Raw genomic sequence first — 23,702 nt, 5'->3', positions numbered from 1 at the left:
CCGGGCGTCACGCCCGGCCGTCGCCAGGACGAGGCTTCAACCGCTTGCGGGCAATGGCCCCAGCCGGGCAGCATAGATGGTCAGCAACGCCGCGCTCGCCACCGCATTCCACAACGCGTCCAGGCCGAACAACGGATAGACCGTCGCGCCCGCGACCGCGCCGACCATCAGGCCCAGCCACAGCAGGAGATAGGGCACCCACCCCAGCCGCGGTCCTCCGGAACAGGCGACGGCGAGATGCTGGCCGATCTTGACCAGCGTTCCCGTCATATAGGTCACCCCCACGCTCACCTCGCCGTCGCGCTGGAACACCGCGTTCGCCGCGCCCATCGCGGACGCCATCAGCAAGGTCGCTGCCGCAGACTGCGCAATCACCGTCTCGACCAGGCTCGCAAGCGTCAGCAAAACGGAGACGAGCGCGAGCACGGCGGGCTTGCGCCAACGCCCGCCGATCGCACCCGCCCCGGTTCCCGCCATTACGCCGATGACGAACGCCGCGATCAGCCCGCCGGCGAAGAGGCTGCCGTGCACCGAGGTCGCGGCGCCGACCGCCATCCGCGTCGAATTGCCGCTCATGAACGACACGAACATGCCGCGTAGTTCGAGGAAGCCGAGCGCATCGACGAATCCGGCGAGGATCGCGAGACCGATCGCGAGCAACCGGTGCGGCTGTTGGTAGCGGCGCATCGCCGGAAGCTTAAGCGGTGACCGCGAAACCGACAGCGTTATTCCGGCGGCGATCGAAAATGGATTGGCAGCCCCCGCCTAACCCGGATATTCCGCCATCGTCCCCGATCTGAACTCCGCGCACGCCGGGGGCGTTGGAAGCGCATGACACAAGACCTGTTGCCAGCCGCGTTGGCGCACCCGCCGGTCCACCGGGCCAAGGCCGCGATCCGGTTCGGACGCCGCGGCGGAATGTCCGCGTCCGTCAAGATCACGAGCGGTGGGATCCTGTCGATCGGGGCGCTGGTGTCGGGGATATTGCTGTCGACCGCGGTGCTGGTTCACACCTCGGGCCGCGCGCGGCGGGCGCGGTCCGAGGACTGATCAGGCGGCGACCGCCGCCAGCGCTACCGCGTCCGCCGCTTCGATCTCGGCGGCCTTTGCCTCGACCAGCTGGACGATGTGGTCGACCATGCCGGCGTCGGCGATGTGGTGGTCGGTGACGCCCGCCAGATAGACCATGTGCTTGCCCGCGCCGCCGCCGGTGATGCCGATATCGGTCTCGCGCGCTTCGCCGGGGCCGTTGACGACGCAGCCGAGCACGCTGAGGCTCATCGGCGTGCGGATGTGCTGGAGGCGTTCCTCCAGCGCCTGGACGGTGCGGATCACGTCGAAGCCCTGGCGCGCGCAGCTCGGGCAGCTGACGACGCGGACGCCGCGATTGCGGATGCCGAGCGCCTTGAGGATCTCGAAGCCGACGCGGACCTCGTCCTCGGGCTCGGCCGACAGCGACACGCGGATGGTGTCGCCGATGCCGTACCAGAGCAGGCTGCCCATGCCGATCGCTGACTTCACCGTGCCGCCGACGAACCCGCCGGCTTCGGTGATGCCCAGGTGCAGCGGGCAATCGACCTGTTCGGCGAGCTGCTGATAGGCGGCGACCGCGAGGAACAGGTCGGACGCCTTCACCGCGACCTTGAACTCGTGGAAGTCATGGTCCTGCAACAGCTTGATATGATCCATCGCGGATTCGACCAGCGCGTCGGGGCATGGCTCGCCGTATTTTTCGAGCAGGTGGCGCTCTAGGCTGCCGCCGTTGACGCCGATGCGGATCGCGCAGCCATTCGCCTTGGCGGCGTCGACGACTTCCTTCACGCGGCTTGCCGAGCCGATATTGCCGGGGTTGATGCGCAGGCAGGCGGCACCGGCGTCGGCAGCTTCGAGGGCGCGCTTGTAGTGGAAATGGATGTCGGCGACGATCGGCACGCGGCTCGCGCGGACGATCTGCTTCAGCGCCGCGGTGGATTCGATGTCGGGGCAGGACACCCGGATGATGTCGACACCCGCGTCTTCGCAGCGACGGATCTGGTCGACCGTCGCCTTGACGTCGTCGGTCGGGGTGTTGGTCATCGTCTGCACGGTGACCGGCGCGTCGCCGCCGACGGGGACGTTCCCCACCATGATCTGGCGGCTCTTGCGGCGGACGATGTCGCGCCAGGGACGAATGGACATGGCCGCCATATAGCAGTCGCGGGTTGCGGTTCAAAGTCAGGACGCTACCGATCGCGCGATGATTGCGGCCCCCGTCCCCCTCCGCCCGGCGCGCCACCGGCATTTCGGCATGGACTGGCTGCGGATCGGCGCGTTCGCGCTGCTGATCGTCTATCATGTCGGGATGGTGTTCGTGCCGTGGAATTTCCACGTGAAGTCGCTCCATGTCGAGGACTGGGCGACGCTGCCGATGCTCGCGACCAATGCGTGGCGGCTGACGTTGCTGTTCGTGGTGTCGGGCTATGCGAGCCGCGCGCTGTTGGCGCGATCGAGCGTCGCGCGGTTCTTCGGCAACCGCTGTTACCGGCTGCTGGTGCCGCTGGCGTTCGGAATCGTGGTGATCGTACCGCCGCAGCCCTGGGTCGAGCTGGTCACCAAGCACGGCTATACCGCCGATTACTGGACGTTCTGGACGCGCGACTATTTCCGCTTCGGAACGCTCGGCGGGCTGGCGCTGCCGAGCTGGAACCATCTGTGGTTCGTGGTCTATCTGTGGGTCTACACGGTCGCGCTGACGATCGGCGTGGCGGTGGTGCGCGGGCCCTGGCTGCAGCGCGCGTTCGACCGGGTGTTCGGCGGCGTCCTGGTGCTGGTGCTGCCCGCCGCGTGGCTCGTGTTCGTCCATGGCTGGTGGTTCCGGATGGTCGGCGAGAGCCAGGCGCTGTTCGGCGACTGGGTCGCGCACGTCACCTATTTCCCCGCCTTCCTGTTCGGCTTCGGCCTCGCGCGGTCGGAACCGGCGATGGCGGCGATCGCGCGCTGGTGGAAGGTCGCGGCGGTGGTCGCGGTGCTCGGCTATGGCGTCGTCATCGGGGTCGAGCTGTACTGGCCCGCCGACAGCGGCCCGCCGCGCTGGGCCTATGCGCCCTACGGCGTCGCGCATGCGCTGGAGCAATGGGGCGCGATCGTCGCACTGATCGGGATCGCCGAGATCTACTGGAACCGCGACCACCGGCTGCGACCGATGCTGACCGAGGCGGTGTTTCCCTTCTACATCGTCCACCAGACGATCATCGTGCTGGCGATGTACGCGCTGCTCGGCGCCGGGCTGCCGGGGTGGGCGGAGTTCGCGCTGATCCTGGCAACGACGGTGATCGGCTGCGTCCTGTTCTATCGGATCGGCCGACGGATCCCGCTGGGCCGCCCGCTGATCGGGTTGCGGCGGCATCTGCGCCGATCCCCCACCATCCTGTGAAAGCATGACCATGACCTGGACGCTGATGATCCATGGCGGCGCCGGCCGCCTGACGCGCGAGACGCTAACCCCGGCGCAACATGCCGGCGCATGCGAAGGCCTTGCGCGGGCGCTCGATGCGGGGTCGGCAGTGCTTGCCGCGGGGGGCTCCGCGGTGGACGCGGTCGAGGCGGCGGTGAAGACGCTGGAGGACGATCCGCACTTCAATTCGGGGCGCGGCGCGGTGTTCACGCATGACGGCGGAATCGAGCTCGACGCCGCGATCATGGACGGCGCGACGCGCGCGGCGGGCGCGGTGGCGCAGGTCAGCGCTACGCGCAATCCGGTGGCGCTCGCCCGCGCGGTGATGGAGGACGGGCGGCACGTGCTGCTCGCGGGCAAGGGCGCGGATGCGTTTTCGCTGGAGCGGGGTGTCGAACAGGCGGACCAGGACTGGTTCGCGACCGACGAGCGCCGCCGCCAGTTCGCCGAGCTGCAGGCGAGCGGCGACACGTTCGACGTCGGCATGAAATACGGCACGGTCGGCGCGGTGGCCTGCGACGCCGACGGCCATGTCGCCGCCGCGACCTCGACCGGTGGCGTAACCGGCAAGCGCTGGGGCCGGATCGGCGATTCGCCGATGATCGGTGCGGGGACCTGGGCGGACGAGGCCTGCGCGGTGTCGTGCACCGGGTCGGGCGAGTTCTTCCTGCGCGTCGGCGTCGGCCATGCGATCGCGGCACAGGTGCGGTTGCTGGGCGAGGACATCGCCACCGCGGCGGCGGCGGTGATGGCGGAGGTGACCGACCTCGGCGGTACCGGCGGGGTGATCGTCGCAGGCACGGACGGGAGCGCGGCGTGGCACTTCACGACGCCGGGGATGAACCGTGGGCGGGCCGATTCGCGCGGCGTGCGCGAGGTCGCGATCTACGGAGACGATTAGTGACGTACACCGTCACCCCGGACTTGTTCCGGGGTCCATCGTGCCGCGTAATCGAACGCTGGGGATTCGCGGCACCATGGATGCCGGAACAAGTCCGGCATGACGTAGAGATATTAGCACGCTAGGGCCCACCCATGCTCCGTATCGTTTTGCCCGCCGCGCTGCTCGCGCTCGTCGCCACCAGCCCGGCCCGGGCCTATTGGGAATATGGCCACCAGACGATCGCGCAGATCGCCTATGCCAACGTCACGCCGCGCACCAAGACCGCGATCCGGCGGATCCTGGCAAAACAGGCGCTGCTCGAAACCCCCGAATGCCCCGCCGGCACCATCGAGGACGCCAGCGTCTGGGCCGACTGCATCAAGCCGCTGAAGAACGCCGCGGGCAAGCCGCGCTTCGGCTATGCGTATAACTGGCACTTCCAGGACGCCGACGTCTGCGCGCCGTTCGACCTGACGCCGAGTTGCAAGGACGGCGACTGCGTGTCGGTGCAGATCGAGCGCGACGTAAAGCTGCTGCGCAACAAGGCCACGGCCCCCAAGGCGCGCGTCGAGGCGCTGGCGTTCCTGATCCACTTCGTCGGCGATCTGCACCAGCCGCTCCACGCCGGGGACCGCAACGACAAGGGCGGCAACGACCTGAAGGCGGATTACGGCATCTATGGCCCGCCGCGGTTCAACCTGCATTCGATCTGGGACGGGCCGCTCGCCGAGCGCGCGATCTCGACGCCGCCGTCGTTGGTGCGACGCTATCCCGCGGCCGAGCGCGCGCGGGTCGGCAAGGGGAATGTCACCGACTGGAGCCGCGAAGGCTGGCAGGTCTCGCGCACCGCCTATGCGGCGGCGATCGGCGGCGACGGCTGCGGGCCGGTGCCGGCGCGCGCGAAGCTGGACGAGACGACGATCGCGAAGATGGCGCCGGTGTCGCGCGAAGAGGTCCGTCGCGGCGGGATTCGGCTGGCGAAGCTGCTCGACGAAGCGCTGGGGTAACGCGGCGCCGTCCTCCCACGAAAGCGGGAGCCCGGGGCCACATGCGATATCGCGCGTGACTCCTGGACCCGCGCCTGCGCGGGGGAACGGCGACGACGAACTAGTTCAGCACCACCGTCACGGCGCGGCGGTTCGCCGCCCAGCTCTGATCGTCCGAGCCCATCGCCACCGGGCGTTCCTTGCCGTAGCTGATCGTCGTCATCCGCTCCGACGGCACGCCCTTGGCGGCGAGATAGTTCTTGGTCGCATTGGCACGGCGGTCGCCCAAAGCGAGGTTGTATTCGCGCGTGCCGCGCTCGTCGGCATGGCCCTCGATCGTGATCCGCACGTTCGGATAGCGCGCCAGCCACTGCGCCTGGCTGTCGAGGATCGCGCGGGCGGTCGAATCGATGTCGTACATGTCGAGCGCGAAATTGACCGTGTTCGACTGGACCGAGCGCTGGAAGTCGGCGTTCGAGCCCGGCACGACCGCACCGTTCGCCGAATCGCCCATACCGCTACCGTTGCCCTGATCCGTCGCGCCGCTGTCGACGGGTGCCGGCGGCAGCACCGGCGGGCGCTTCTTGGCGCAGCCGGCAACCGCGAGCAGCGCAGTCGCCGCGAGCAGCGTGTTGGTAAATCTGGACATTCGCATTCTCCCGTAGTGATGGCCCCGTTCGCACCCCCGGTAACAGATTTACGGGCGCAGCGGACCCCAGGCCGGATCCGATCCGTCGAGCGGGGTCGGAATCTTGCGTTCGTTGACCCCGGTCAGATCGACCGACCAGAGATCCGCCTTGCCGCCGCTGCCGCGACCCGAACGGTAGAAGTTGATCACGCGGCCATTGGGCGACCAGCTCGGCCCCTCGTCCTGCCAGTCGTCGGTCAGCAGCTTCTCGCCGCCGCCGCTGGGGCTCATGATGCCGATGCGGAAGCCGCCGCCGAGCTTGGTGAACGCGATCAGATCGCCGCGCGGGCTCCACACCGGGGTCGCATAGCGGCCGCCGCCGAAGCTGATCCGCTGCTGGTTCGAGCCGTCGGCGTTCATCACATACAGCTGCTGCCCGCCCGAGCGATCGCTCTCGAACACGATTCTGGAGCCGTCGGGCGAATAGCTGCCGCCAGTGTCGATGCCGGGCGAGTTGGTCAGGCGCTGCGGCGCGCCCCCTTGCGACGACACGCGGTAGACATCGGTGTTGCCGCCCTGCGCCATCGAGAACAGGATGTTGCGCCCGTCGGGCGAGAAGCGCGGCGCGAAGGTCAGGCTCGCATTGGCGACGACGAGCCGCTGCTTGCCCGAGCCGATGTCGTAGACATAGATCGCCGGGCGATCGTTGACGTAGCTCATGTACACGATCGACTGCTGGTTCGGCGCGAAGCGCGGGGTCAGCACGATCGACTGGCCGTTGGTCAGGAAGCGGTGGTTGGCCGCGTCCTGGTCCATGATCGCGAGCCGCTTGATCCGGCGTCCCTTGGGGCCGGTTTCGGAGACGTAGACCACGCGGCTGTCGAAATAGGCGCCCTCGCCGGTCAGCCGCGTATAGACCATGTCGGCGCATTTATGCCCGGCGCGGCGCCAGTCGGACGGCGAGACGACGAAGCCCTGGCGGGTCAGTTCGACCTTCGAGAACACGTCGTACAGATAGCAGCCGACGGTGAGGTTGCCGTCGCCATTGGCGCGGACGAATCCCTGGACCAGCGCCTGCGCGCCGGTGCCGCCCCAATAGTCGAACCCGGGGGCGGTGACTTCGGGATAGGCGATCGGGCGCAGCTGCCCGGGGCTGAGCGGCGTGAACAACCCGGAATTGCGCAGGTCGGTGTTGACGATCTCGGCGAGCTGGCGCCCGAGAACGTCGGTCGACCCGGCGGGGGTCGAGACCACTGCCGTGGTCGGCATCGCCGGGATCGCGATCGGCATCGGCGCGGAGATGCCGCCGGTGACCGACACTTCGAGCGGCGCCGAACCTTGCGCGGCGGCGGCATCGGTGGGTGCGGCTTGCGGGTCGAGCGGCGGCGGCGCGGCGTCCTGCGCGAAGGCGGGCGCCGAGAGCGAGAGACCCGCGAGGGCGGCGATCATGCTGAAACGAATCATACGCATCCCTTTATCATACCGTTCGACCACGTGCGTCGCTGCACGCTTAGCAAGCACCACCCCGGCGTAGGCCAGGGCCCAAATGGGAAGGTCGAAGTAACGTTACGCAGGCTCCGTTACAAACGTCACCCAATTGGGCCCCGGCCTCCGCCGGGGTGGTGGCCGTGTCCGGCGCCGCCATCATCACCGCAGCTGCCAGCTGTAATTGATGTTGTTCCACCCGCCATTCGCGGTCGAGTAGAACTCCGCCGGCAGCTTCAGCGGCGAACAGCCCTTGAACGCGGCGACGCCGAGATCGGCGACGCGCTGCGCATAGCGACGGTTCTCGTCGTCGACGCCCGTTTGCCCCACCTGCCGCGGTGTCGCGGCGAGCGTGCCGTCCTTGTTCAGGCGCAGGTTGAGCTTGGTCACGATCTGGTTCGCGCCGGGGCCCGGATTGACCTGGCGATCCGCGCAGGGCTGGATCTGCCGCGCGATCGCCTGGACGATCGAGGCCATCGCGCGCGCGTCGATCTTGGCCGCGCGCGGCGCCTCGGATTTGCTCGGCGACGGCTGGTCTGACAGCCCTTTCAGGAAATTGTCGCCGAGCCGCGATCCGCGTGGCCGCGCATTGGTGGCGGTCGCGGTCGATCCGCTGCCCTTGGCCGCGGCGGGCTTGGCCTTGGACGACGATGCGGATGTCGACGCCTTGCCGGTCGCCGACGTGGACGCCGACGGCTTCGCCGCCGATTTGGACGTCGCGGACTTGGCCGGCGTGGCCGCTTTGGTCGGCGCCGATTTGGCCGGCGTCGGTTTTGCCGGTGCAGCCTTGGCGGGCTCGGGCTTGCGGACCGGCTTGGGCTTGGCGGCGGGCGCCGGTTTCGGCACGGGCTTGGGCTCCGGTTTCGGCGGCGTGGGCTTGGCCGGCTTCGCAGGCGCAGGCTTGGGCGGCGCCGGCTTGGGTTTTGGCTGGGGCTCGGGGGCCGGCGCAGGCGGCGGCGCCTGCGGGGTCGGCTCGGGCTCGGCCTCCTGCGGCTCGGGTGGCGCGGCGTCCTCGGGCGCGCCGACGTCGGGCGCGACTGATTCGGCGGGCGGGCTCACGCTCTGCGGTGCGGTCGCCTCCAGCGCGACGTCGGGCACCAGGCTGATCTCGATCGGCTGCTGCTGCAGCTTGGCGGGGTTGGGCGTCGCCAGGAAGCCGACCGACAACAGCCCGAACAGCACCGCATGGCCGACGATCGCGACGCCAAGGCCGATCTTTTCGGTACGGTCCATCAGCGCACGACCATTAGTTTGCGGCGTCCCCGCCGCCTTCGACCGTCACCAGCGCGACGCGGTTGAGCCCGGCGCGGTTGAGCTCGCCCATCACGCGCATCACGCGGCCGTAATCGAGTTTCCGATCGGCGCGCAGGAACACCTGCGGCTCCTGCCCGACCGCACGGCTGGCGGCGATCGCGGCGAGCCGGACCGGCAGGACATCCTCGCCGATCTCGTCCTTGTCGATGAACACGCGGCCGCTCTCGTCGAGCGAGATCTCGACCGGTTTCTGCTCCTGATCGAGCGCCTTCGCGCGAGCATCGGGCAGGTTCACCGGCACGCCGGCGGTCAGCAGCGGCGCGGTGACCATGAAGATGATCAGCAGCACCAGCATGACGTCGACCAAGGGCGTGACGTTGATGTCCGCCATCGGCGCGCGCCGTCCCCGACCCCGGTTGGAGGGAAGGTTCATCGCCATCAGCAATCCTCCCCGGCACGGGGAGCGGGACCAGCGAAGCTGGTAGAGGGGGCGGTCGGCAGGCGGAGCGCTACGTGGAGAGCCCCCTCCACCCCGCCGCTACGCGTCGCGGTCCCCCTCCCCGTACCGGGGAGGATTTCCAGGCCCCTCACCGGCTGCCATCCAGCTGGCGCGAGAGCGTGGTGTGGAAACCGTCGGCGAAGCGGTTGAGCGCGGCTTCGATGCGGTTGATGCCGTGGCTGAAGCGGTTGTACGCGATCACCGCGGGAATTGCGGCGAACAGGCCGATCGCGGTCGCGAACAGCGCTTCGGCGATCCCCGGTGCGACCACCGCCAGCGACGAATTCTGCGCCGATGCGATGCTCGTGAAGCTGCGCATGATGCCCCAGACGGTCCCGAACAGCCCGACGAACGGTGCCACCGAGCCGACCGTCGCCAGGATGTTGAGCCGATCGGACAATTTGTCGATCTCGCCCGCGGCCGCGGCGCCCATCGTCGTTGCGAGCCGTTCGCGCGTGCCGTTCTTGTCGATCGTGCCGCCCGCGGTCGAGCGCCGCCATTCGGTGACACCAGCGGCGAAGACGCGCGCCGATGGCAGATCGTTCTCGCCTTCGGCCTTGTAGAAGGCGTCGATGTCCTCGGCCTTCCAGAAGTCGCGCTCGAACCGGACCATCGCCTTGCGCGTCCGGCCGATCCGCCGCCAGAACGCGATGATCAGCGCCCAGGTCCAGATGCTGGCGAGCAACAGCCCCGCCATGACGAACTTCACCACCCAGTCGGCCTGGAGGAACAGCGCGACCGGCGACAGCGTCGCCCCGTCCATATTGAACACCGGATTCATGATTCCCCCTGCCAAACGAGGCGTTCGTAGATGTCGGTCCAGGCGCGCGGTTGCCGTTTCGGACGACCGCCGGGCGCAACCAGCGCCACGACGATGTCCGCTTCGGCGAGAAGAAGCGCCTCGCGCATGACTCGTTGATGAATGGCGACGCTGGCCGCGCGCGATTGCGTCAGCCGGGTGATGACGACGAGGTCATCGTCGAGCCTGGCCGGCGCCGCATAGCGGATGTTGAGGCTGGCGACGGCATAGGCGCCCTCGCCTGCTTCATGGGTGGCGCGCTGGTCGATGCCCGCGACGCGCAGCATGTCGGAGCGCGCGCGCTCCATGTAGCGCAGATAATTGGCGTGATAGACCACGCCCGACAGGTCGGTATCCTCGAAATACACGCGCACTGGAAAGCGGTGCTCGCGTCCGTCGAAGCGGCCTCCCGTCGGCATGTCCTGTCCCATCGGCGACCCGTTAACCGAACCGCGCCGCGGATCAAAGCGATTGGGCAGGATTTCGCGCGGTGTCGTGCCCCTGCGACGGCAGGAGCCCGGTGGCTTATTGAAACACGCTCGGATCGAGCTTCAGCTGCGGACGCGGCGCGGCTGGCACGCTCGGCTGCGAGACCGGCTGCAGGCGTGCCTGGGTGACCGTCAGTGTTGAGGTGTTCGCCGCATATTGGCGCGCCGCCACCAGCGGAGCGGGCACCGGCCGCGCCGGCGCTGCCCGACCACGCCATGCATCATAGGCGCGGTAGAAGTCGGTGAACGGCGCCTCCAGCTGCGGCAGCCGCTCGGCCGCGAAGGCGGGCATCCGGTCGGGCGTCACGCTGGCGCCGTCGGCGAGTACGCCGCTGGCCGCCGTGCAGAAGGCATCGCGCGCCGGGCTCTGCGAGAAGAAATTGTAGAGCCGCGTCATCGAATCGTCGTAGCGATCCTGCCAGTCGCCGCCGCCCGCCTTGTATTCCTTGGAATAGGTCGCCTCGGCGGTGGTGAGCACCGGCTTCTGCGCGGCCAGCATCGCATTGTAACCGGCGACGATCACCGCCTCCTGCGGCCCGCGGCAGGCCAGCGCGGCAACGTTGAGCGCGGCGCGCAGGTGCCAGATCTTGGCCGCGGAGGTCAGATTGCGGTTGGGGGTCGGATACGAGCCATCGGGAAGCGCGACGGGAATGACCATCCCCGGGAACGCGCCCTTGGGCATCGCCGGCGCGGGAACCGGGACCATGATCGGCGGCGGCGTGACCAGCGCGACTTCACGTGGCGAACATCCCGCGAGGAGCGCAGCGGCGGTCGCGGTGACGGAAACGGACAGCACAACACGATTCATCGACATCACCTCACTGGCCCCCCGGCCCGATACTGGTGACAGGACAAGGTTAACAGCGGGTAAGCCCGCAGAACAACGGCACGATTTTACCAGCCGCCCGTTGTGCGCGAAGCCGCCTTCACCGTCCGTGGAGCAAGCCCCCGGATTGGAGCCACCGTTCATCATGTCCGAAGCCACGACCCTCGCCGCGCAGGCACCTGTGCTGCAGGAGCATTATTTCGGGATTCTGTTCGGGCTGGGCACGATGATCCTGCTCGTCGCCTGGGCGCCGATCGCGCTCAAGAAGCTGCCCTTGTCGCTGCCGATCATCTGCGTGCTGATCGGATACGCGGTGTTCTCGGTCGCGCCGTTCTCGGCCTGGGCGCCGCATCCCGACAAGATGCCGGGGCTGGTCGAACGCGCCACCGAGCTGATCGTAATCGTCTCGCTGATGGGCGGCGGCCTCAAGATCGAACGCGTGATGGCGTGGAAAAGCTGGAACGTCACCTGGCGGCTGCTGGGGATCGCCATGCCGCTGACAATCGTGCTGGTGATGTGGCTCGGGCACGAACTCCTGGGACTCGGACTGGCGACCGCGCTGCTGTTCGCAGGGTCGCTGGCACCGACCGACCCGGTGCTCGCGGGCGACGTGCAGATCGCGCATGACGAGAACGAGGAGCAGGCCGAGGCGAAGTTCGCGCTGACCAGCGAGGCGGGGCTGAACGACGCGCTCGCCTTTCCCTTCATCCATCTCGCGATCGCGATCTCGGCGGCGGGCGGCCTGACGAGCGCGGTGCTGTCCGACTGGGTGGTCAGCGACGTGCTGTGGAAGCTATCCGCCGGTCTTGTCGTCGGCGGTGCGCTCGGCTGGGTGGTCGGCTTCATCCTGTACCATTTGCCGTCGGGTACGCGGCTGTCGAAGACGGGCGATGGCTTCATTGCGCTTGGCGCGACGCTGTTCGTCTACACCGCGACCGAATTCGCGCACGGATACGGCTTTCTCGCGGTGTTCGTCGCCGGTCTGATGATCCGCCGCGCCGCCCAGGGGCATGATTTCAACAAGCGATTGCACGATTTCGCCGACGAATCGGAGCGGCTGCTGATGATGCTGTTGCTGCTGATGTTCGGCGGGATGCTGGCGGCGGGGCTGCTCGACGGGCTCGGCTGGCGCGAAATGCTGTTCGCGGCGATCATGCTGCTGGTGATCCGGCCGCTCGCGGGGTGGATCAGCCTGATCGGGGTCGAGCGCCCCAGGCTCGAGCGCGCGATCATCGCGTTCTTCGGGATCCGCGGGCTGGGGTCGGTCTATTATCTCAGCTACGGGTTCAACCATGCCGAGTTCGCGTACGAGTTCAGCCTGTGGGGTACGTTGGGGTTGATCATCGCGGGGTCGATCCTGATGCACGGCGTGCTGGTGACGCCGGCGCTGAACCGGCTTCACCTCCACTATCGCGCGCTGGGGATCGTCAAGAAGACGCCAGTCTAGTCAGGCGGCGCGCGCCTCCAGCGCGCTGGCGGCTTCGGCCATCAGCGTCGCAATGATGTCGGCGACCGGCTCTTCCTTCTTGACCATGCCGACCGACTGGCCGGCCATCACCGAGCCATGTTCGATATCGCCGTCGATCACCGCGCGGCGCAGCGCGCCGGCCCAGTAATGCTCGATCTGCAGCTGCGCCTCCATCATCTCGACGCGGCCGGCATCGAGATGCCCGGCGACCTCGCGCTGCTTGGCAGTGAAGAGTTCGCCGCCGGCATTCTTGAGGGCGCGCACCGGGATCACGGGCAGGCGCGGATCGAGCTGGACGCTGGCCACCGCATCGCGCGCTGAGGCGCTGATGAACGCCTTCTTGAAATTGGGGTGCGCGATCGATTCGGTGCCGCAGACGAACCGCGTGCCGAGCTGTACACCCGCCGCGCCCTGATCGAGATAGCCGGCGATCGCCTCGCCACGGCCGATCCCGCCGGCGACGAACACCGGAACCTGCTCGGCGATCTCGGGCAGCATCTCCTGCACCAGCACGCTGGTCGAGACCGGGCCGATATGGCCGCCGGCCTCCATCCCCTCGATCACCAGCGCGTCGACGCCGCTGCGGATGAGCTTCTTGGCGAGCGCCAGCGCGGGGGCGAAGGCGATGACTTTCGCGCCCGTCGCCTTGATCGCATCGATGCTGCCCTTGGGCGGCAGGCCGCCGGCGAGGACGGTATGCGTGACCTGGTGCTTCGCGCAGACATCGATCAGCGCGAACAGATCGGGGTGCATGGTGATCAGGTTCACGCCGAACGGCTTGTCCGTAAGCGCTTTCGTGGCGGCGATCTCGGTGTCGAGCAACGCCGGGGTCATCGCGCCGCACGCGATCACGCCGAAGCCGCCTGCGTTGGAGATGGCGGAGACTAGGTTGCGCTCGCTGACCCACGACATCGCGCCGCCGAGGATCGCGACCTCGGACCCGAGGAACGCGGCGCCGCGCGCCATCCGGCGGGCGAGGCGATCGGTGCCGATGCTCATGCGCACAATCCTGACTGATAAAATTCCGTCATCCCAGCGAAGGCTGGGATCTCCCGGTAACATAGCGCGCCCTCGCCGCACGAGATCCCAGCCTTCGCTGGGGTGACGGAGGGGGCTGGGGTAACGAGGGAGGCGGACGTCAAGCCGCATCCTCTGCATCGAGACCGTACGCCGTATGCAGCACGCGGACGGCGAGTTCGGTGTAATCCTCTTCGATCAGCACGCTGACCTTGATCTCCGACGTCGCGATCGCCTGGATGTTGATGCCGCGCTCGCCGAGCGTGGTGAACATCGTCGCGGCGACGCCGGCGTGGCTGCGCATGCCGACGCCGACCACCGAGACCTTCGCCACGCGCGTGTCGTGGACCACGGTGGCATAGCCGATCGAGTCCTTGGCCTTGTCGAGCACGTCGAGCGAGCGCGCCAGGTCCGCCGCAGGGACGGTAAAGGTCACGTCGGTCGACTTGGCCCCGCCGGTCGCATGCGCGACGTTCTGCACGATCATGTCGACGTTGATGCCGGCATCGGCGAGCGGCGCGAAGATCGCGGCGACCGATCCGGGCCGGTCGCTGACCTGCGTCAGCGTGATCTTCGCCTCGTTCTTGTCGTGCGCGATGCCGGTGATGAGCTGGCGTTCCATGTCGTCGATTTCCTCTTCGCTCACGATCAATGTGCCGCGATGACCGTCGGTCGTATCGCCATCCTCGAACGAGGACAGCACGCGCACGCGCACGTTTTCCTTCATCGCCAGGCCGACAGAGCGGGTCTGCAGCACCTTGGCGCCGACGCTGGCGAGTTCCAGCATCTCTTCGTACGTCACCTTCGACAATTTGCGCGCCCGCGGCACGATGCGCGGGTCGGTGGTGTAGACGCCGTCGACGTCGGTATAGATGTCGCAGCGATCGGCCTTCATCGCCGCGGCCATCGCGACGGCCGAGGTGTCGGAGCCGCCGCGGCCGAGCGTGGTGACGCGCTGGCCGTCGGCGACGCCCTGGAAACCCGGGATTACCGCGACCACGCCGTCGGCGAGGCTGGCGTCGAGCGCGGCGGTGTCGATCTCGCCGATACGCGCAGAGGCGTGGGCGTCGGACGTGTTGATCGGGAGCTGCCAGCCGAGCCAGCTGCGCGCGGGCACGCCGGCGGCCTGCAAGGCGATCGCGAGCAGGCCACTCGTCACCTGTTCGCCCGCCGAGACGACAACGTCATATTCCTTGGCATCGTACAGCGACGAGGCTTCGCGGCAGAAATTGACGAGCCGGTCGGTCTCGCCGGCCATCGCCGAGACGACGACGGCGACCTGGTTGCCCGCATCGACCTCGCGCTTGACGCGCGCGGCGACGTTGCGGATCCGTTCGATCCCGGCCATCGACGTGCCGCCGAACTTCATCACGATACGGGCCATGGACAGCGCAAATCCCTTTGGGTCGAAGCGGCGGCCCTGATAGGAAGCGGGCATGACGGTGGCAAGTACGACGATCGACGCGCGGGAAGCCGCGCATTTCGGCGCGATGGCGCAGGACTGGTGGGACCCCAAGGGCTCGTCGGCGATGCTGCACAAGCTGAACCCGGCGCGGCTGCGCTATATCCGCGAGCAGGTGGACGCGCATTGGGGCGGCGATGCGGTCGGCTTCACGCCGCTTGCTGGGCGTCGCGCACTGGATGTCGGATGTGGTGCGGGGTTGCTGTGCGAGCCGCTGGCGCGGCTGGGGGCGGCGGTCACCGGGATCGATGCGGCGCCCGAGAATATCGCGGTGGCGGAGGCGCATGCGGCGCAGAGCGGGCTCGCGATCGACTATCGCGCCTGCGGGGTCGAGACGATGACCGGCCAGTTCGACCTGGTCACCAGCCTGGAGGTTATCGAGCATGTCAGCGATCCGGCGGGGTTCGTGCGCGGACTGGCAGGAACGATCGCGCCGGGCGGGCTGCTGATCCTGTCGACGCCGAACCGGACGCCGCTGTCGCGGCTGGCGCTGATATCGGTGGCGGAGGGAACCGGGCGGATCCCGCGCGGCACGCATGACTGGAACCGGTTCCTGACGCCCGACGAGCTGACCGCGTTGCTGGCGGATGCCGGGCTGCGGGTGACGGATACGCGCGGGCTGGTGTTTTCGCCGGCGACCGGGTTTGCGTTGGGCGCGTCGACCGCGCTCGATTACTTTATCACGGCGGTGAAGGCGTAGGCTCCGGCTGTGCTTCACCGTCGGCCCCACCCCGGCGAAGGCCGGGGCCCAATTGGGGAACGTTGCCAACGGAGCGCTGCGCTTCATTGCACAGGCCTTGCCAATTGGGCCCCGGCCTTCGCCGGGGTGGCATGATGCAGCCCCGCGTTTGCCAAGATTGTTCCCCCGCGAAGGCGGGGGTCCAGTCTGGGTCCCCGCCTTTGCGGGGACACATGGCGGGGTGGGCAGCACTCGCGGTCCTTTTCATCGCGTTCGCGTTGCTCCGCCCGGTCGACCATGACGAGAGCCAATATGTCGCCGCCACGGTCCTGACCGCACACGGGCTGCTGCCGTACCGCGACTTCGCCTATCTGCAGACGCCGCTGCAGCCGTTCCTGTTCGCGCCGATCGCGTGGGCTGCGGGGCCGTGGACTTGGCCTGCATTGCGGATCGCCAACGCATTGCTCGGCCTCGCAGCGGTCGGCTTCGTCCACACCGCGCTGCGCGCTGCTGGCGTCCGCCCTGCCACAGCGCTTGCGGTCGCCGCGTTGTTCGCGAGCTGCGACATCCTGCTGTTCGGGATCGGCACCGCGCGCAACGACGCGCTGCCCGCCGCGCTTCTGGCCGCGGCGATCTGGGGACACGCGCGGGGGAACGCACCGCTGCTGATCGGCGCCTGCCTAGCGGCGGCGGCGGCGGCGAAGATCTCTTATGCGCTCCCGGCCGCAGCCTATGGTTTGTACGCGCTGACGCACCGCGGGCATCGCTGGCCGCTGGTCGCGCTAGGCGCGGCGCCGGTGCTCGCGTTCGTCGCCGGGACCTATGCGCTCAGCGCCGAGGGATTCCTGTTCGGCACGGTGCACTTTCCCGCACGCGCGCCCGCCGAATTCTACGCGTCGCGCCCGTGGAAACTGTCCTGGGCGGCCAAGGCCGTCGATACGCTCAAATTCCTCGCGCTCGGCACCGCATTACCGGCGCTGTTCGTCGTCGCGCGCGCGGCATGGGCACGGCGAAAGGCTGGGGTGTATGACTGGCTGATCGTCGCGGGGGCGGTCGCCGCGCTGCTGCCGTTCCCGACTTGGCGGCAATATCTGCTGCCCGTGCTTTCGCCGCTGTTCGTCGGCTTGGGGTTAGCCTGGGCGGAGCGGCCACCGACCCGCCGTACCGCCATGCTGTTCGCAACGTTCGCTCTCATCGGCGTGATCCCGTCGATCGTGGCGGTCGCGGAGTCCGGTCGGCTCTCGCTCGCCGCGGCGCTGCGCGAAGGCCGCGCGGTGAAGCGTACGCTCGACGCCAATGCCCTGCCCGGCCCGATCGCGACGCTCTCGCCCGAGATCTTGCCGATGACCGGGCGGCTGCCCGATCCCCGCTTCGCCGCCGGTCCGTTCTACTTCCGCAGCCACGGCCTGCTCGATCCGGCTGCCGAACGCCGCCTGCACCTGATGTCGCGCGACCGTGCGGGGTTCGCGCCCGGAACCGTCATCCTCACCGGCGGCGAATCCGAAGCGACCGCAGGCGACCCTGCGCTCGACGCGGCGATGGCGCGCGGTCGACGAATCCGCGTGTCGGACCGGTTCAGCCTGTACGTGACGTCCGCTTCGCCGCCACCAGTCCGGCATAATAGTCCATGAGCTCGACGGCGTGTTCGCGGTCGCTGCGCACCTTGCCCGCCGCGACGCATGCCGCGCGGCGCAGCATCACCGAATCGCGCGCGTACAGCCGCCCGATCGCGTCCGCCGCCGCACCGGCATCGCGCGCCGCGTAGAGTTCGCTGGTCAGCGGATCGGCGACCTCGGCGCAACCGCCGCTGTCGGGGACGATCAGCGGCAGGCCCGACGCCATCGCCTCCGACGCGACCAGCCCGAACGGCTCGGCCTCCGATCCGTGGATCAGCGCGTCGCAGCTCGCCATGATCCGCGCGAGCCGTTCGCGGTCATAGACCGGCGCGAACATGCGGATGTGCGGCGATCCGCCGATCCGCCGCTCGATCGCGCGGCTCTGCGCGCCGGTGCCGATCAGGATCAGCCCGATCGGCAGCGTCGTTCCCGCGCGCGTCGCGGCGTCGACCACCAGCGGCCAACGCTTCTCGCCGTGGTGCCGGCCGAGCCCGAGCAGAAGCATCGCATCCTCGGGCAACCCGCATTGCGCGAGCAGCGAGCGGCGCAGACGGGGATCGCGCAAGGTCGGCGAGAAATGGCCGCGCTCGATCCCCAGCGGCATCGCCGCGTCGATCCGCAGCCCACGCGCGCGGAGCCGTTTCTCCAGCGCGGGGCCGTTGGTGACCACCGCATCGTATTTGGCGAGGAAGCGGCTCATGTAGCGGCTGTACCAGGCGAAACCCTGTTCGATCCGGTCGTGGCTGGCGATTCCCGAGAACCAGCGCTGGGCGTATGCCGCGATATTGTCGTTGTGCATGAAGAAGACCTTCACGGCGTTACGGTCCCAGCCGCCCTGCCAGTCGCCGACGAACCAGGCGGGGCGCCACGGCGAACAGCATTCGACGACGTCGGGGTCGAGATCGTCGAGCACGTCGTGGATCGCACCGGCATCCCAGAACAGGCCGTAATTGCTGTCGAACGGCATCGCCGGTGACTTGAGGTAGATGATCCGCCCGCCGCCGGGCCTGTCCTCGATCCGGTCCTCGCGGCCCGGCGCGACGACGATCAGCTCGTGCCCCAGATCGGCCAGGATCCCCATCTTGCGGTCGATATAGGTCCGCACCCCGCCGCCGGCGGGCGAGTAGAATTCGTTGACGTCGACGATCCGCATCGCCGTTCAACCCGGATCGACCGGGCCGAAACCGCCCAGTCCGCGCAGATATTGCAACCGGATATGCGTGACGGTGATCCCCGACCCGACATCGATCAGCGCCTGCCCGACCTTCGGGCGCGCGCGACCGAGCTTCACGTTGCCGGGGAAGCCCGCGCCGTCGCTCCAGAAGCTGAACTTGTTCTTGCCGTCGCGATTGTGGACCAGCAGCAACGCATAGCGACCGGGCCGCGGCACCCGCAGGCATAGCGCGATCGCGCCCGCGGCCGGCGTCGTTACGCTGATCCGTCGAAACGTCTTGCCGGCGGCCAGCAGATCCTTGTCGGGTTTCAGGAAATCGGTTTCGTTGGCGGGATAGAGCTCGAGCTTCAGGTCGCCGGTGCGGTCCTTCAACCCGGTCGCATCGACCTGGATCGCGGGCCCTTCGCTGGCGCGACAGGCCGCGGCGTCGGGACCGAGGATACCTTGAGTCGCGGCCGGTCCGGACGCCAGCAATAGACACAGACCGAGGCGCTTCATGCGGACTTCCGGGTGGCGAGCGCGTGGAGGCTGAACAGCGCGATCAGCACGACATGGACGAGCAAGGTCAGCGCGGCGGTGAACGCGATCAATTCGGACAACGTCCGGTCCTGCCCGATCAGCAGGATCGCAAAATTGGCGAACAACAGGTCCTTGTTGGGCACCAGTGGCAGGCGCGACACCAGCAGGCGGCCGGCCGCGAGGAACAGCCACATCCCCACCGACACCCCCGGCAGCGCGAAATGCCAGGCCAGCGCAATCAGCACCGATCCCACCACCAGCCGGACGCAGTGCACGCCGAACACCCACCACAGGCTGGTCCGCGGCAGCGAGAAGACGCGGCGCGAGAACAGCAGGAAGGGCAGCGACATCCCCAGCGTGATCGCCGCCGACCCGAGCACGATGCGGAACTGGTCGGGGTTGAGCAGGCTGCGGCCGAGCGGGAGCGCGACCGCGATCATCGCCAGTGTGATCGCGTTGCCGGCGATCGCCGAGAGGATGCTGACGTCCTTCACCGCGCCGAACGGCGCCGCCACCATCCGCGCGCGCGACCGCGCCCAGGAATAGAAATAGGCCTCGCCCGAATAGCCGAACACGACTTCGTTCGCGATCCGCTTCTTGATCAGCGCGACCAAGCCGCCGATCGGGATTCCCCAGAGCCGCCGGAAGATGATGTAGTCGCCGGTCGGCAGCGACATGTAGAGCGCGGCGAAGCAGAGATAGAAGCGCGGATCGTGCGGCAGCGAACGGCTGAGCCCGGCCAGCCCCTGCCCGAACAGCTCGCGCGCCAGCCCCGCGATCATCGCGAGCGTCAGCACGCCGCCGATGATGGCGGGCCAGCGGCTGCGAATCGTCTTGAGCGGCTCGAGCCCGGCAATGTCCGCCGGTCCCCGTCCAGTGTCCGCCACGCGGCTAGCCAATCGTTCGTCCTCGTTCGCCCGGGCGGCCAGCTGCGCCGCCCGGCCCTTAAGCACGCAGTTTATGGCACCCGCATGAACATAGTTCCAATCGGTCGCATTCTCGGCTCTACCCGCCTTGCGATGCCGACCGCCGATCACATCCTGAGCTATGCGGAGGACCTGCGCGGCGGCGGGGTCGAGCGCGCGCAATTGCGCCTGATCCGCGCCTGGATCGCCGCCGGACGGCACGTCACGCTGCTGCTCGGGTCGGACGCGGGGCCGCTCGCCGCGGAACTGCCGCCTGGCGTTGCGGTGGTGACGGGCATGACCTGGCGGACACTGCCCGGCATGGTCCGCGATGCGGCGCCTGACATCATCTTCTGTCCGGGCAATCACTATACCGGGCTTGCCGCCTGGACCCGGCTGCGGCTGGGTGCGGCGTGTCCGCCGATCGTTGGCAAGATGTCCAACGCGCCGGTCCGCGGCGATCATGGCCGGGCGATGCGCCGGGTCCATGCCGCCTGGCTCGCGACCCATGGGCTGTTCCTCGATCACCTGGTCGCGATGACGCCCAACACGGCGGCACAAGCAGCCGCCGCGTTACGGATGACGGGACGGGTCAGCGTCATTCCGAACCCGCCCGCCGCGGCGATCGCCGGCAGCGCGCAGCCGGCGCTTCCCGACCGCTACATCCTAGGCGTCGGACGGCTCGAACCCCAGAAGCGCTGGGACCGGCTGATCGCGGCGATGCCGGCGCTGGCGGCGCCGATTCCGCTCGTCATCCTCGGCGAAGGGACCGCGCGGTCGGCTCTGACCGCGCACGTCGCGGCGCTCGGTCTTGGCGACCGCGTGCACCTGCTCGGTCACGTCGCCGACCCGTTTCCGGCGATGGCGGGCGCCGCAGTGCTCGCGCTGACCTCCGACTTCGAAGGCGTGCCGGGGGTGCTGCGCGAGGCGTTGTCGGTGGGTACGCCGGTGGTCTCGACCGCATCGAGCCGCGCGGTCGCGGAGATCGTCGAGGACGCCGCGCTCGGTACGATCGTGCCGCTGGAGGATCGGCGGGCTTTGGTGGCCGCGCTCGACCACTGGCTGGTCACCCCGCGCCCCGTCCCAGTGCCGCAGCCCGGCGCCGACTCCGCCGCTAGCTATCTGGCGCTGTTCGACCGCCTCGTCAGCTAGTCGCGCGCTCTTCCTCGCGTTCGGACCGACGCTCGAGCGCGGTCTTGATCATCGCGGTCATCGGATCGGCCAGCGCCAGCCCGAGAATCCCGAACAGCGCGCTCGCGAGGATCTGCGCGCCGAGAGTCAGCGCGGGCGGCAAATCGACCGTCTTCTTGGCGACGATCGGCAGCAGCACGTAGCCGTCGAAGGTCTGCACCACCAGATAGGTGCCGATCGCCCACAACCCGGTATCCGCGCCGGCCGAATAGCCCACCGCTACCATCAGCGCGCCCGACACGAACGCGCCGATATTGGGGATGAAGGCGAGCAGGCCGGTCAGGATGCCGAGGATCATCGCCATCGGCACGCCGCCGATCATCAGCACGAACCAGGTCAGGATTCCTTCCGCCAGCATGCCGAGCAGGCGTCCGGCGAGCAGGCGCCGCAGCGTGTCGCCCATCGTGTCGAGCGTCCTGGCGAATTCGCCGCGGAGATCGGTCGGCACCAGCCACGTCAGGCCGCGCGCGTAGATGCCGGGCTCCATCGCGATGAAGAGGCCGATGACCATGATCATGAACAGGCTGGTGATCGCGCCGACCGCGCCGCTGACCCAGGTGGTCAGCTTGCCGACCGATCCCATCGCTTGGCGAACAAGCCCGTTCATGTCCGACGCACCGGGCATCAGCCCCAGCCCGGTCAGCCAGCCGCTGAAGCGGGTCGCCTGGGTTTCCAGCGTCGAGCGGAGCTGGTTGAACTGGTCGGCGACCTGGACGCCCGTGAGGTAGAAGGTCCCCATCAGGAACGCGATGGTCAGCACCACCACGATCAGCAGCCGCCAGCCGCGACCGATCGGCAACACCCGCCCCAGCAGCCGCACTCCGCCGTCGAGCAACGCGGCGAAGACGATCCCGGCGAAGATGATCAGCAGTGGCTGGACCAGCACGACCGCCAGCGCGATTCCGCAGGCGAGGCCCAGCCAGATCGACGCGCGCTTCAGCTCCGCGCGCACCAGCGGATCGCGCATTTCGTTGGGGCTCGCCTCCTGCTCGACGAAGCCGGGGTCGCTCACGTCACTTGTCCGTTGCAGGATGGAGCGACGTGCCGGCGCGGCCGCCGCGCAGCGATCCCCACCAGGTCAGCGGGTTGTAGGTCGCGTCGCCGTCGAGGCTGAAGGTGATGAACTCCGCACGTCCACCGAGATTCTCATACGGCACCGGCCCGCCGAGCCCGAGCTGCGTCAAGGCGAAGCGGCTGTCGGCGCTGCGATCGCGGTTATCGCCCATCAAAAACACATGGTTCGCCGGAATGGTGATCGGGCCGTAATCGTCGCCGGGGCTCCAGCCGAGTTCGACCGTCTCGTAATGGCGGCCGTTCGGTAGCGTCTCGGTGATCGTCGGCAGGCGGCATATCATCCGCCCATCGCCCAGCGTCTCGCGCGCGCCGGGATAGTCGATCTCGGCGCACGGACTGTTGGTATCGACCGGGATCAGCGTGTCGTGGACGGGCCCGCGCTGCACCGGCTTGCCGTTGAGGATCACGACCCCGCCGCGCACCTCGAGCCGGTCGCCAGGCAGGCCGATGACGCGCTTGATATAGTCGTTGTGCGTGCCCGGCGGCGTCACGATCACGACATCACCCCGCGTCGGCAGCGAGCCGAGCAGACGCCCCTTCATGAACGGCACCGCGACGCTCCAGCTCTCCTCGGGCTGGTGCAGCACGAGCCCCTTGAAGATCGCGACCGGGTTGGGGATCGTCGGCGAGACGAACGACCAGCCATAGGCGAACTTCGTCACCACCAGCCGGTCGCCGATGCGCAAGCCGGGCAGCATCGATTCGGAGGGTATGTAGAACGGCTTGGCGATGAAGCTGTGGAAGCCAAGCACGACCAGGATCAGCCAGAAGATGCCCTTGACCTCGCCCCACCAGTCGGTGCCGCGGCGCTTGGCGGGCGATGCCGCGTCGGCCTGGGGCGTTTCGGTGCCGTCCAACAGCGCGTCCTTCATCGAGTCTCGTCCGGTGCAGCGATGGCCTCGATGATCACGAAGGCCTGGGCCCAAGGATGATCGTCGGTCATGGTCAAATGTACGCGGGCGACGTGGCCCGGCGGTACCAACGCGTCAAGCCTCGCCTTCGCCCCGCCGGTCAACGCGAGCGTGGGCGCGCCGGACGCTGCGTTGACGACGCCGATGTCCTTCATGAACACGCCGTCGCGAAAACCGGTGCCGACGGCCTTGGAAAAGGCTTCCTTGGCAGCGAAGCGCTTGGCGAGGGTGCCCGCCTTCGTGAACGGGCGCCGGGCGGCCTTGGCGCGCTCGACCGCCGTGAAGACGCGGGTTTCGAAACGGTCGCCGAAGCGGTCGAGCGAGGACTGGATCCGCTCGATGTTGCAGAGGTCGGAACCGAGGCCGAGGATCATGACCGATGGTGTCCGTCACCCCAGCGAAGGC

At 68.5% G+C, this 23,702-nt stretch carries 25 protein-coding genes; 8 read left to right on the top strand and 17 right to left on the bottom strand.

The window, feature by feature from the left end:
• Positions 1–36 precede the first annotated feature (36 nt).
• On the bottom strand, positions 37–687 hold the full coding sequence (locus U1701_RS04950) for a YoaK family protein (RefSeq protein ID WP_332781398.1): 651 nt from the start codon (positions 685–687) through the stop codon (positions 37–39).
• A 144-nt stretch (positions 688–831) separates the two neighbouring features.
• Here U1701_RS04950 and U1701_RS04945 point away from each other — a divergent pair, with 144 nt between their 5' ends.
• Positions 832–1,050 carry a hypothetical protein gene (locus U1701_RS04945; protein WP_332781397.1) on the top strand — a complete coding sequence of 73 codons (219 nt, stop codon included), beginning with the start codon at positions 832–834 and terminating at the stop codon, positions 1,048–1,050.
• Here U1701_RS04945 and ispG read toward each other — a convergent pair whose 3' ends face one another.
• Positions 1,051–2,178, bottom strand: coding sequence for a flavodoxin-dependent (E)-4-hydroxy-3-methylbut-2-enyl-diphosphate synthase (gene ispG / locus U1701_RS04940; protein ID WP_332781396.1), 1,128 nt, complete (start codon positions 2,176–2,178; stop codon positions 1,051–1,053).
• 58 nt (positions 2,179–2,236) lie between these two features.
• On the opposite strand from ispG, the gene U1701_RS04935 reads away from it, so the two are divergent.
• From U1701_RS04935 to U1701_RS04925, 3 genes are all read left to right on the top strand, one after another.
• Positions 2,237–3,412 (top strand): acyltransferase family protein, encoded by a 1,176-nt coding sequence (locus tag U1701_RS04935; protein ID WP_332781395.1) that lies wholly within the window; start codon positions 2,237–2,239, stop codon positions 3,410–3,412.
• Positions 3,413–3,422: 10 nt separating this feature from the next.
• A complete protein-coding gene (locus tag U1701_RS04930; RefSeq protein ID WP_332781453.1) occupies positions 3,423–4,334 on the top strand; it encodes an isoaspartyl peptidase/L-asparaginase family protein in 912 nt (303 codons plus the stop codon).
• A 134-nt stretch (positions 4,335–4,468) separates the two neighbouring features.
• Positions 4,469–5,323 carry a S1/P1 nuclease gene (locus U1701_RS04925; protein WP_332781394.1) on the top strand — a complete coding sequence of 285 codons (855 nt, stop codon included), beginning with the start codon at positions 4,469–4,471 and terminating at the stop codon, positions 5,321–5,323.
• Between the two features lie 100 nt (positions 5,324–5,423).
• Here U1701_RS04925 and pal read toward each other — a convergent pair whose 3' ends face one another.
• The 7 genes from pal to U1701_RS04890 form a co-directional block, all read right to left on the bottom strand.
• On the bottom strand, positions 5,424–5,951 hold the full coding sequence (gene pal / locus U1701_RS04920) for a peptidoglycan-associated lipoprotein Pal (RefSeq protein ID WP_332781393.1): 528 nt from the start codon (positions 5,949–5,951) through the stop codon (positions 5,424–5,426).
• 48 nt (positions 5,952–5,999) lie between these two features.
• Positions 6,000–7,394 (bottom strand): Tol-Pal system beta propeller repeat protein TolB, encoded by a 1,395-nt coding sequence (tolB, locus tag U1701_RS04915; RefSeq protein ID WP_332781452.1) that lies wholly within the window; start codon positions 7,392–7,394, stop codon positions 6,000–6,002.
• Positions 7,395–7,577: 183 nt separating this feature from the next.
• Complete coding sequence (tolA, locus tag U1701_RS04910; protein WP_332781392.1) at positions 7,578–8,648, bottom strand: cell envelope integrity protein TolA; 1,071 nt, start codon at positions 8,646–8,648, stop codon at positions 7,578–7,580.
• Positions 8,649–8,661: 13 nt separating this feature from the next.
• Positions 8,662–9,108 (bottom strand): protein TolR, encoded by a 447-nt coding sequence (gene tolR / locus U1701_RS04905; protein WP_332781391.1) that lies wholly within the window; start codon positions 9,106–9,108, stop codon positions 8,662–8,664.
• Between the two features lie 148 nt (positions 9,109–9,256).
• Positions 9,257–9,949 (bottom strand): protein TolQ, encoded by a 693-nt coding sequence (gene tolQ / locus U1701_RS04900; protein ID WP_332781390.1) that lies wholly within the window; start codon positions 9,947–9,949, stop codon positions 9,257–9,259.
• Positions 9,946–10,386: a YbgC/FadM family acyl-CoA thioesterase gene (locus U1701_RS04895; RefSeq protein ID WP_332781389.1), complete on the bottom strand. Its 441-nt coding sequence runs from the start codon at positions 10,384–10,386 to the stop codon at positions 9,946–9,948. The genes tolQ and U1701_RS04895 overlap by 4 nt, the downstream gene beginning before the upstream one ends.
• Before the next feature lie 106 nt (positions 10,387–10,492).
• A complete protein-coding gene (locus tag U1701_RS04890; RefSeq protein WP_332781388.1) occupies positions 10,493–11,263 on the bottom strand; it encodes a hypothetical protein in 771 nt (256 codons plus the stop codon).
• A 163-nt stretch (positions 11,264–11,426) separates the two neighbouring features.
• On the opposite strand from U1701_RS04890, the gene U1701_RS04885 reads away from it, so the two are divergent.
• A complete protein-coding gene (locus U1701_RS04885) occupies positions 11,427–12,728 on the top strand; it encodes a cation:proton antiporter (RefSeq protein WP_332781387.1) in 1,302 nt (433 codons plus the stop codon).
• Here U1701_RS04885 and U1701_RS04880 read toward each other — a convergent pair whose 3' ends face one another.
• Together U1701_RS04880 and U1701_RS04875 are read right to left on the bottom strand one after the other, a co-directional pair.
• A complete protein-coding gene (locus tag U1701_RS04880; RefSeq protein ID WP_332781386.1) occupies positions 12,729–13,748 on the bottom strand; it encodes an NAD(P)H-dependent flavin oxidoreductase in 1,020 nt (339 codons plus the stop codon).
• Positions 13,749–13,887: 139 nt separating this feature from the next.
• Entirely contained in the window at positions 13,888–15,150 is a 1,263-nt protein-coding gene (locus tag U1701_RS04875; protein ID WP_332781385.1) for an aspartate kinase, read from the bottom strand.
• Between the two features lie 52 nt (positions 15,151–15,202).
• Between U1701_RS04875 and ubiG the strand changes: the two genes are divergently transcribed.
• A complete protein-coding gene (gene ubiG, locus U1701_RS04870; protein WP_332781384.1) occupies positions 15,203–15,928 on the top strand; it encodes a bifunctional 2-polyprenyl-6-hydroxyphenol methylase/3-demethylubiquinol 3-O-methyltransferase UbiG in 726 nt (241 codons plus the stop codon).
• 212 nt (positions 15,929–16,140) lie between these two features.
• Positions 16,141–17,538, top strand: a complete 1,398-nt coding sequence (locus U1701_RS04865) for a DUF2029 domain-containing protein (protein ID WP_332781383.1) — start codon at positions 16,141–16,143, stop codon at positions 17,536–17,538.
• Here the strand turns inward: U1701_RS04865 and U1701_RS04860 are convergent.
• The 3 genes from U1701_RS04860 to U1701_RS04850 are packed head-to-tail and all read right to left on the bottom strand — an operon-like array spanning position 17,483 to position 20,115.
• Positions 17,483–18,676, bottom strand: a complete 1,194-nt coding sequence (locus tag U1701_RS04860; protein WP_332781382.1) for a glycosyltransferase — start codon at positions 18,674–18,676, stop codon at positions 17,483–17,485. The two genes, U1701_RS04865 and U1701_RS04860, sit on opposite strands and share 56 nt — an antisense overlap.
• A 6-nt stretch (positions 18,677–18,682) precedes the next feature.
• The gene (locus tag U1701_RS04855) at positions 18,683–19,195 is read right to left on the bottom strand and encodes a DUF2141 domain-containing protein (protein WP_332781381.1); all 513 of its coding nucleotides are present in this window, start codon (positions 19,193–19,195) and stop codon (positions 18,683–18,685) included.
• On the bottom strand, positions 19,192–20,115 hold the full coding sequence (locus U1701_RS04850; protein ID WP_332781380.1) for a hypothetical protein: 924 nt from the start codon (positions 20,113–20,115) through the stop codon (positions 19,192–19,194). Before U1701_RS04850 ends, U1701_RS04855 begins: the two co-directional genes overlap by 4 nt.
• 72 nt (positions 20,116–20,187) lie before the next feature.
• Between U1701_RS04850 and U1701_RS04845 the strand changes: the two genes are divergently transcribed.
• Positions 20,188–21,273: a glycosyltransferase gene (locus U1701_RS04845; RefSeq protein WP_332781379.1), complete on the top strand. Its 1,086-nt coding sequence runs from the start codon at positions 20,188–20,190 to the stop codon at positions 21,271–21,273.
• Here U1701_RS04845 and U1701_RS04840 read toward each other — a convergent pair.
• Genes U1701_RS04840 through acpS form a run of 3 tightly spaced genes read right to left on the bottom strand, consistent with a single transcriptional unit; the run spans position 21,266 to position 23,671 of the window.
• Positions 21,266–22,279: an AI-2E family transporter gene (locus tag U1701_RS04840; protein ID WP_443025995.1), complete on the bottom strand. Its 1,014-nt coding sequence runs from the start codon at positions 22,277–22,279 to the stop codon at positions 21,266–21,268. The genes U1701_RS04845 and U1701_RS04840 overlap by 8 nt on opposite strands.
• Before the next feature lie 46 nt (positions 22,280–22,325).
• Positions 22,326–23,258 (bottom strand): signal peptidase I, encoded by a 933-nt coding sequence (gene lepB / locus U1701_RS04835; protein WP_332781377.1) that lies wholly within the window; start codon positions 23,256–23,258, stop codon positions 22,326–22,328.
• Complete coding sequence (acpS, locus tag U1701_RS04830) at positions 23,255–23,671, bottom strand: holo-ACP synthase (protein WP_332781376.1); 417 nt, start codon at positions 23,669–23,671, stop codon at positions 23,255–23,257. Before acpS ends, lepB begins: the two co-directional genes overlap by 4 nt.
• Positions 23,672–23,702 lie beyond the last annotated feature (31 nt).

This window comes from Sphingomonas rhamnosi (assembly GCF_036663615.1).
Classification (GTDB): domain Bacteria; phylum Pseudomonadota; class Alphaproteobacteria; order Sphingomonadales; family Sphingomonadaceae; genus Sphingomonas.
The sequence above is the reverse complement of the archived record's forward strand: the minus strand, read 5'-3'. Positions and strand labels throughout refer to the sequence as shown.

Excerpts from the sequence above, each read along its gene's own strand:
- U1701_RS04950 (WP_332781398.1), bottom strand. The coding sequence starts at position 687 with ATGCGCCGCTACCAACAGCCGCACCGGTTGCTCGCGATCGGTCTCGCG.
- U1701_RS04945 (WP_332781397.1), top strand. The coding sequence starts at position 832 with ATGACACAAGACCTGTTGCCAGCCGCGTTGGCGCACCCGCCGGTCCAC.
- ispG (WP_332781396.1), bottom strand. The coding sequence starts at position 2,178 with ATGTCCATTCGTCCCTGGCGCGACATCGTCCGCCGCAAGAGCCGCCAG.
- U1701_RS04935 (WP_332781395.1), top strand. The coding sequence starts at position 2,237 with ATGATTGCGGCCCCCGTCCCCCTCCGCCCGGCGCGCCACCGGCATTTC.
- U1701_RS04930 (WP_332781453.1), top strand. The coding sequence starts at position 3,423 with ATGACCTGGACGCTGATGATCCATGGCGGCGCCGGCCGCCTGACGCGC.
- U1701_RS04925 (WP_332781394.1), top strand. The coding sequence starts at position 4,469 with ATGCTCCGTATCGTTTTGCCCGCCGCGCTGCTCGCGCTCGTCGCCACC.
- pal (WP_332781393.1), bottom strand. The coding sequence starts at position 5,951 with ATGTCCAGATTTACCAACACGCTGCTCGCGGCGACTGCGCTGCTCGCG.
- tolB (WP_332781452.1), bottom strand. The coding sequence starts at position 7,394 with ATGATTCGTTTCAGCATGATCGCCGCCCTCGCGGGTCTCTCGCTCTCG.
- tolA (WP_332781392.1), bottom strand. The coding sequence starts at position 8,648 with ATGGACCGTACCGAAAAGATCGGCCTTGGCGTCGCGATCGTCGGCCAT.
- tolR (WP_332781391.1), bottom strand. The coding sequence starts at position 9,108 with ATGGCGATGAACCTTCCCTCCAACCGGGGTCGGGGACGGCGCGCGCCG.
- tolQ (WP_332781390.1), bottom strand. The coding sequence starts at position 9,949 with ATGAATCCGGTGTTCAATATGGACGGGGCGACGCTGTCGCCGGTCGCG.
- U1701_RS04895 (WP_332781389.1), bottom strand. The coding sequence starts at position 10,386 with ATGCCGACGGGAGGCCGCTTCGACGGACGCGAGCACCGCTTTCCAGTG.
- U1701_RS04890 (WP_332781388.1), bottom strand. The coding sequence starts at position 11,263 with ATGAATCGTGTTGTGCTGTCCGTTTCCGTCACCGCGACCGCCGCTGCG.
- U1701_RS04885 (WP_332781387.1), top strand. The coding sequence starts at position 11,427 with ATGTCCGAAGCCACGACCCTCGCCGCGCAGGCACCTGTGCTGCAGGAG.
- U1701_RS04880 (WP_332781386.1), bottom strand. The coding sequence starts at position 13,748 with ATGAGCATCGGCACCGATCGCCTCGCCCGCCGGATGGCGCGCGGCGCC.
- U1701_RS04875 (WP_332781385.1), bottom strand. The coding sequence starts at position 15,150 with ATGGCCCGTATCGTGATGAAGTTCGGCGGCACGTCGATGGCCGGGATC.
- ubiG (WP_332781384.1), top strand. The coding sequence starts at position 15,203 with ATGACGGTGGCAAGTACGACGATCGACGCGCGGGAAGCCGCGCATTTC.
- U1701_RS04865 (WP_332781383.1), top strand. The coding sequence starts at position 16,141 with ATGGCGGGGTGGGCAGCACTCGCGGTCCTTTTCATCGCGTTCGCGTTG.
- U1701_RS04860 (WP_332781382.1), bottom strand. The coding sequence starts at position 18,676 with ATGCGGATCGTCGACGTCAACGAATTCTACTCGCCCGCCGGCGGCGGG.
- U1701_RS04855 (WP_332781381.1), bottom strand. The coding sequence starts at position 19,195 with ATGAAGCGCCTCGGTCTGTGTCTATTGCTGGCGTCCGGACCGGCCGCG.
- U1701_RS04845 (WP_332781379.1), top strand. The coding sequence starts at position 20,188 with ATGAACATAGTTCCAATCGGTCGCATTCTCGGCTCTACCCGCCTTGCG.
- U1701_RS04840 (WP_443025995.1), bottom strand. The coding sequence starts at position 22,279 with ATGCGCGATCCGCTGGTGCGCGCGGAGCTGAAGCGCGCGTCGATCTGG.
- lepB (WP_332781377.1), bottom strand. The coding sequence starts at position 23,258 with ATGAAGGACGCGCTGTTGGACGGCACCGAAACGCCCCAGGCCGACGCG.
- acpS (WP_332781376.1), bottom strand. The coding sequence starts at position 23,671 with ATGATCCTCGGCCTCGGTTCCGACCTCTGCAACATCGAGCGGATCCAG.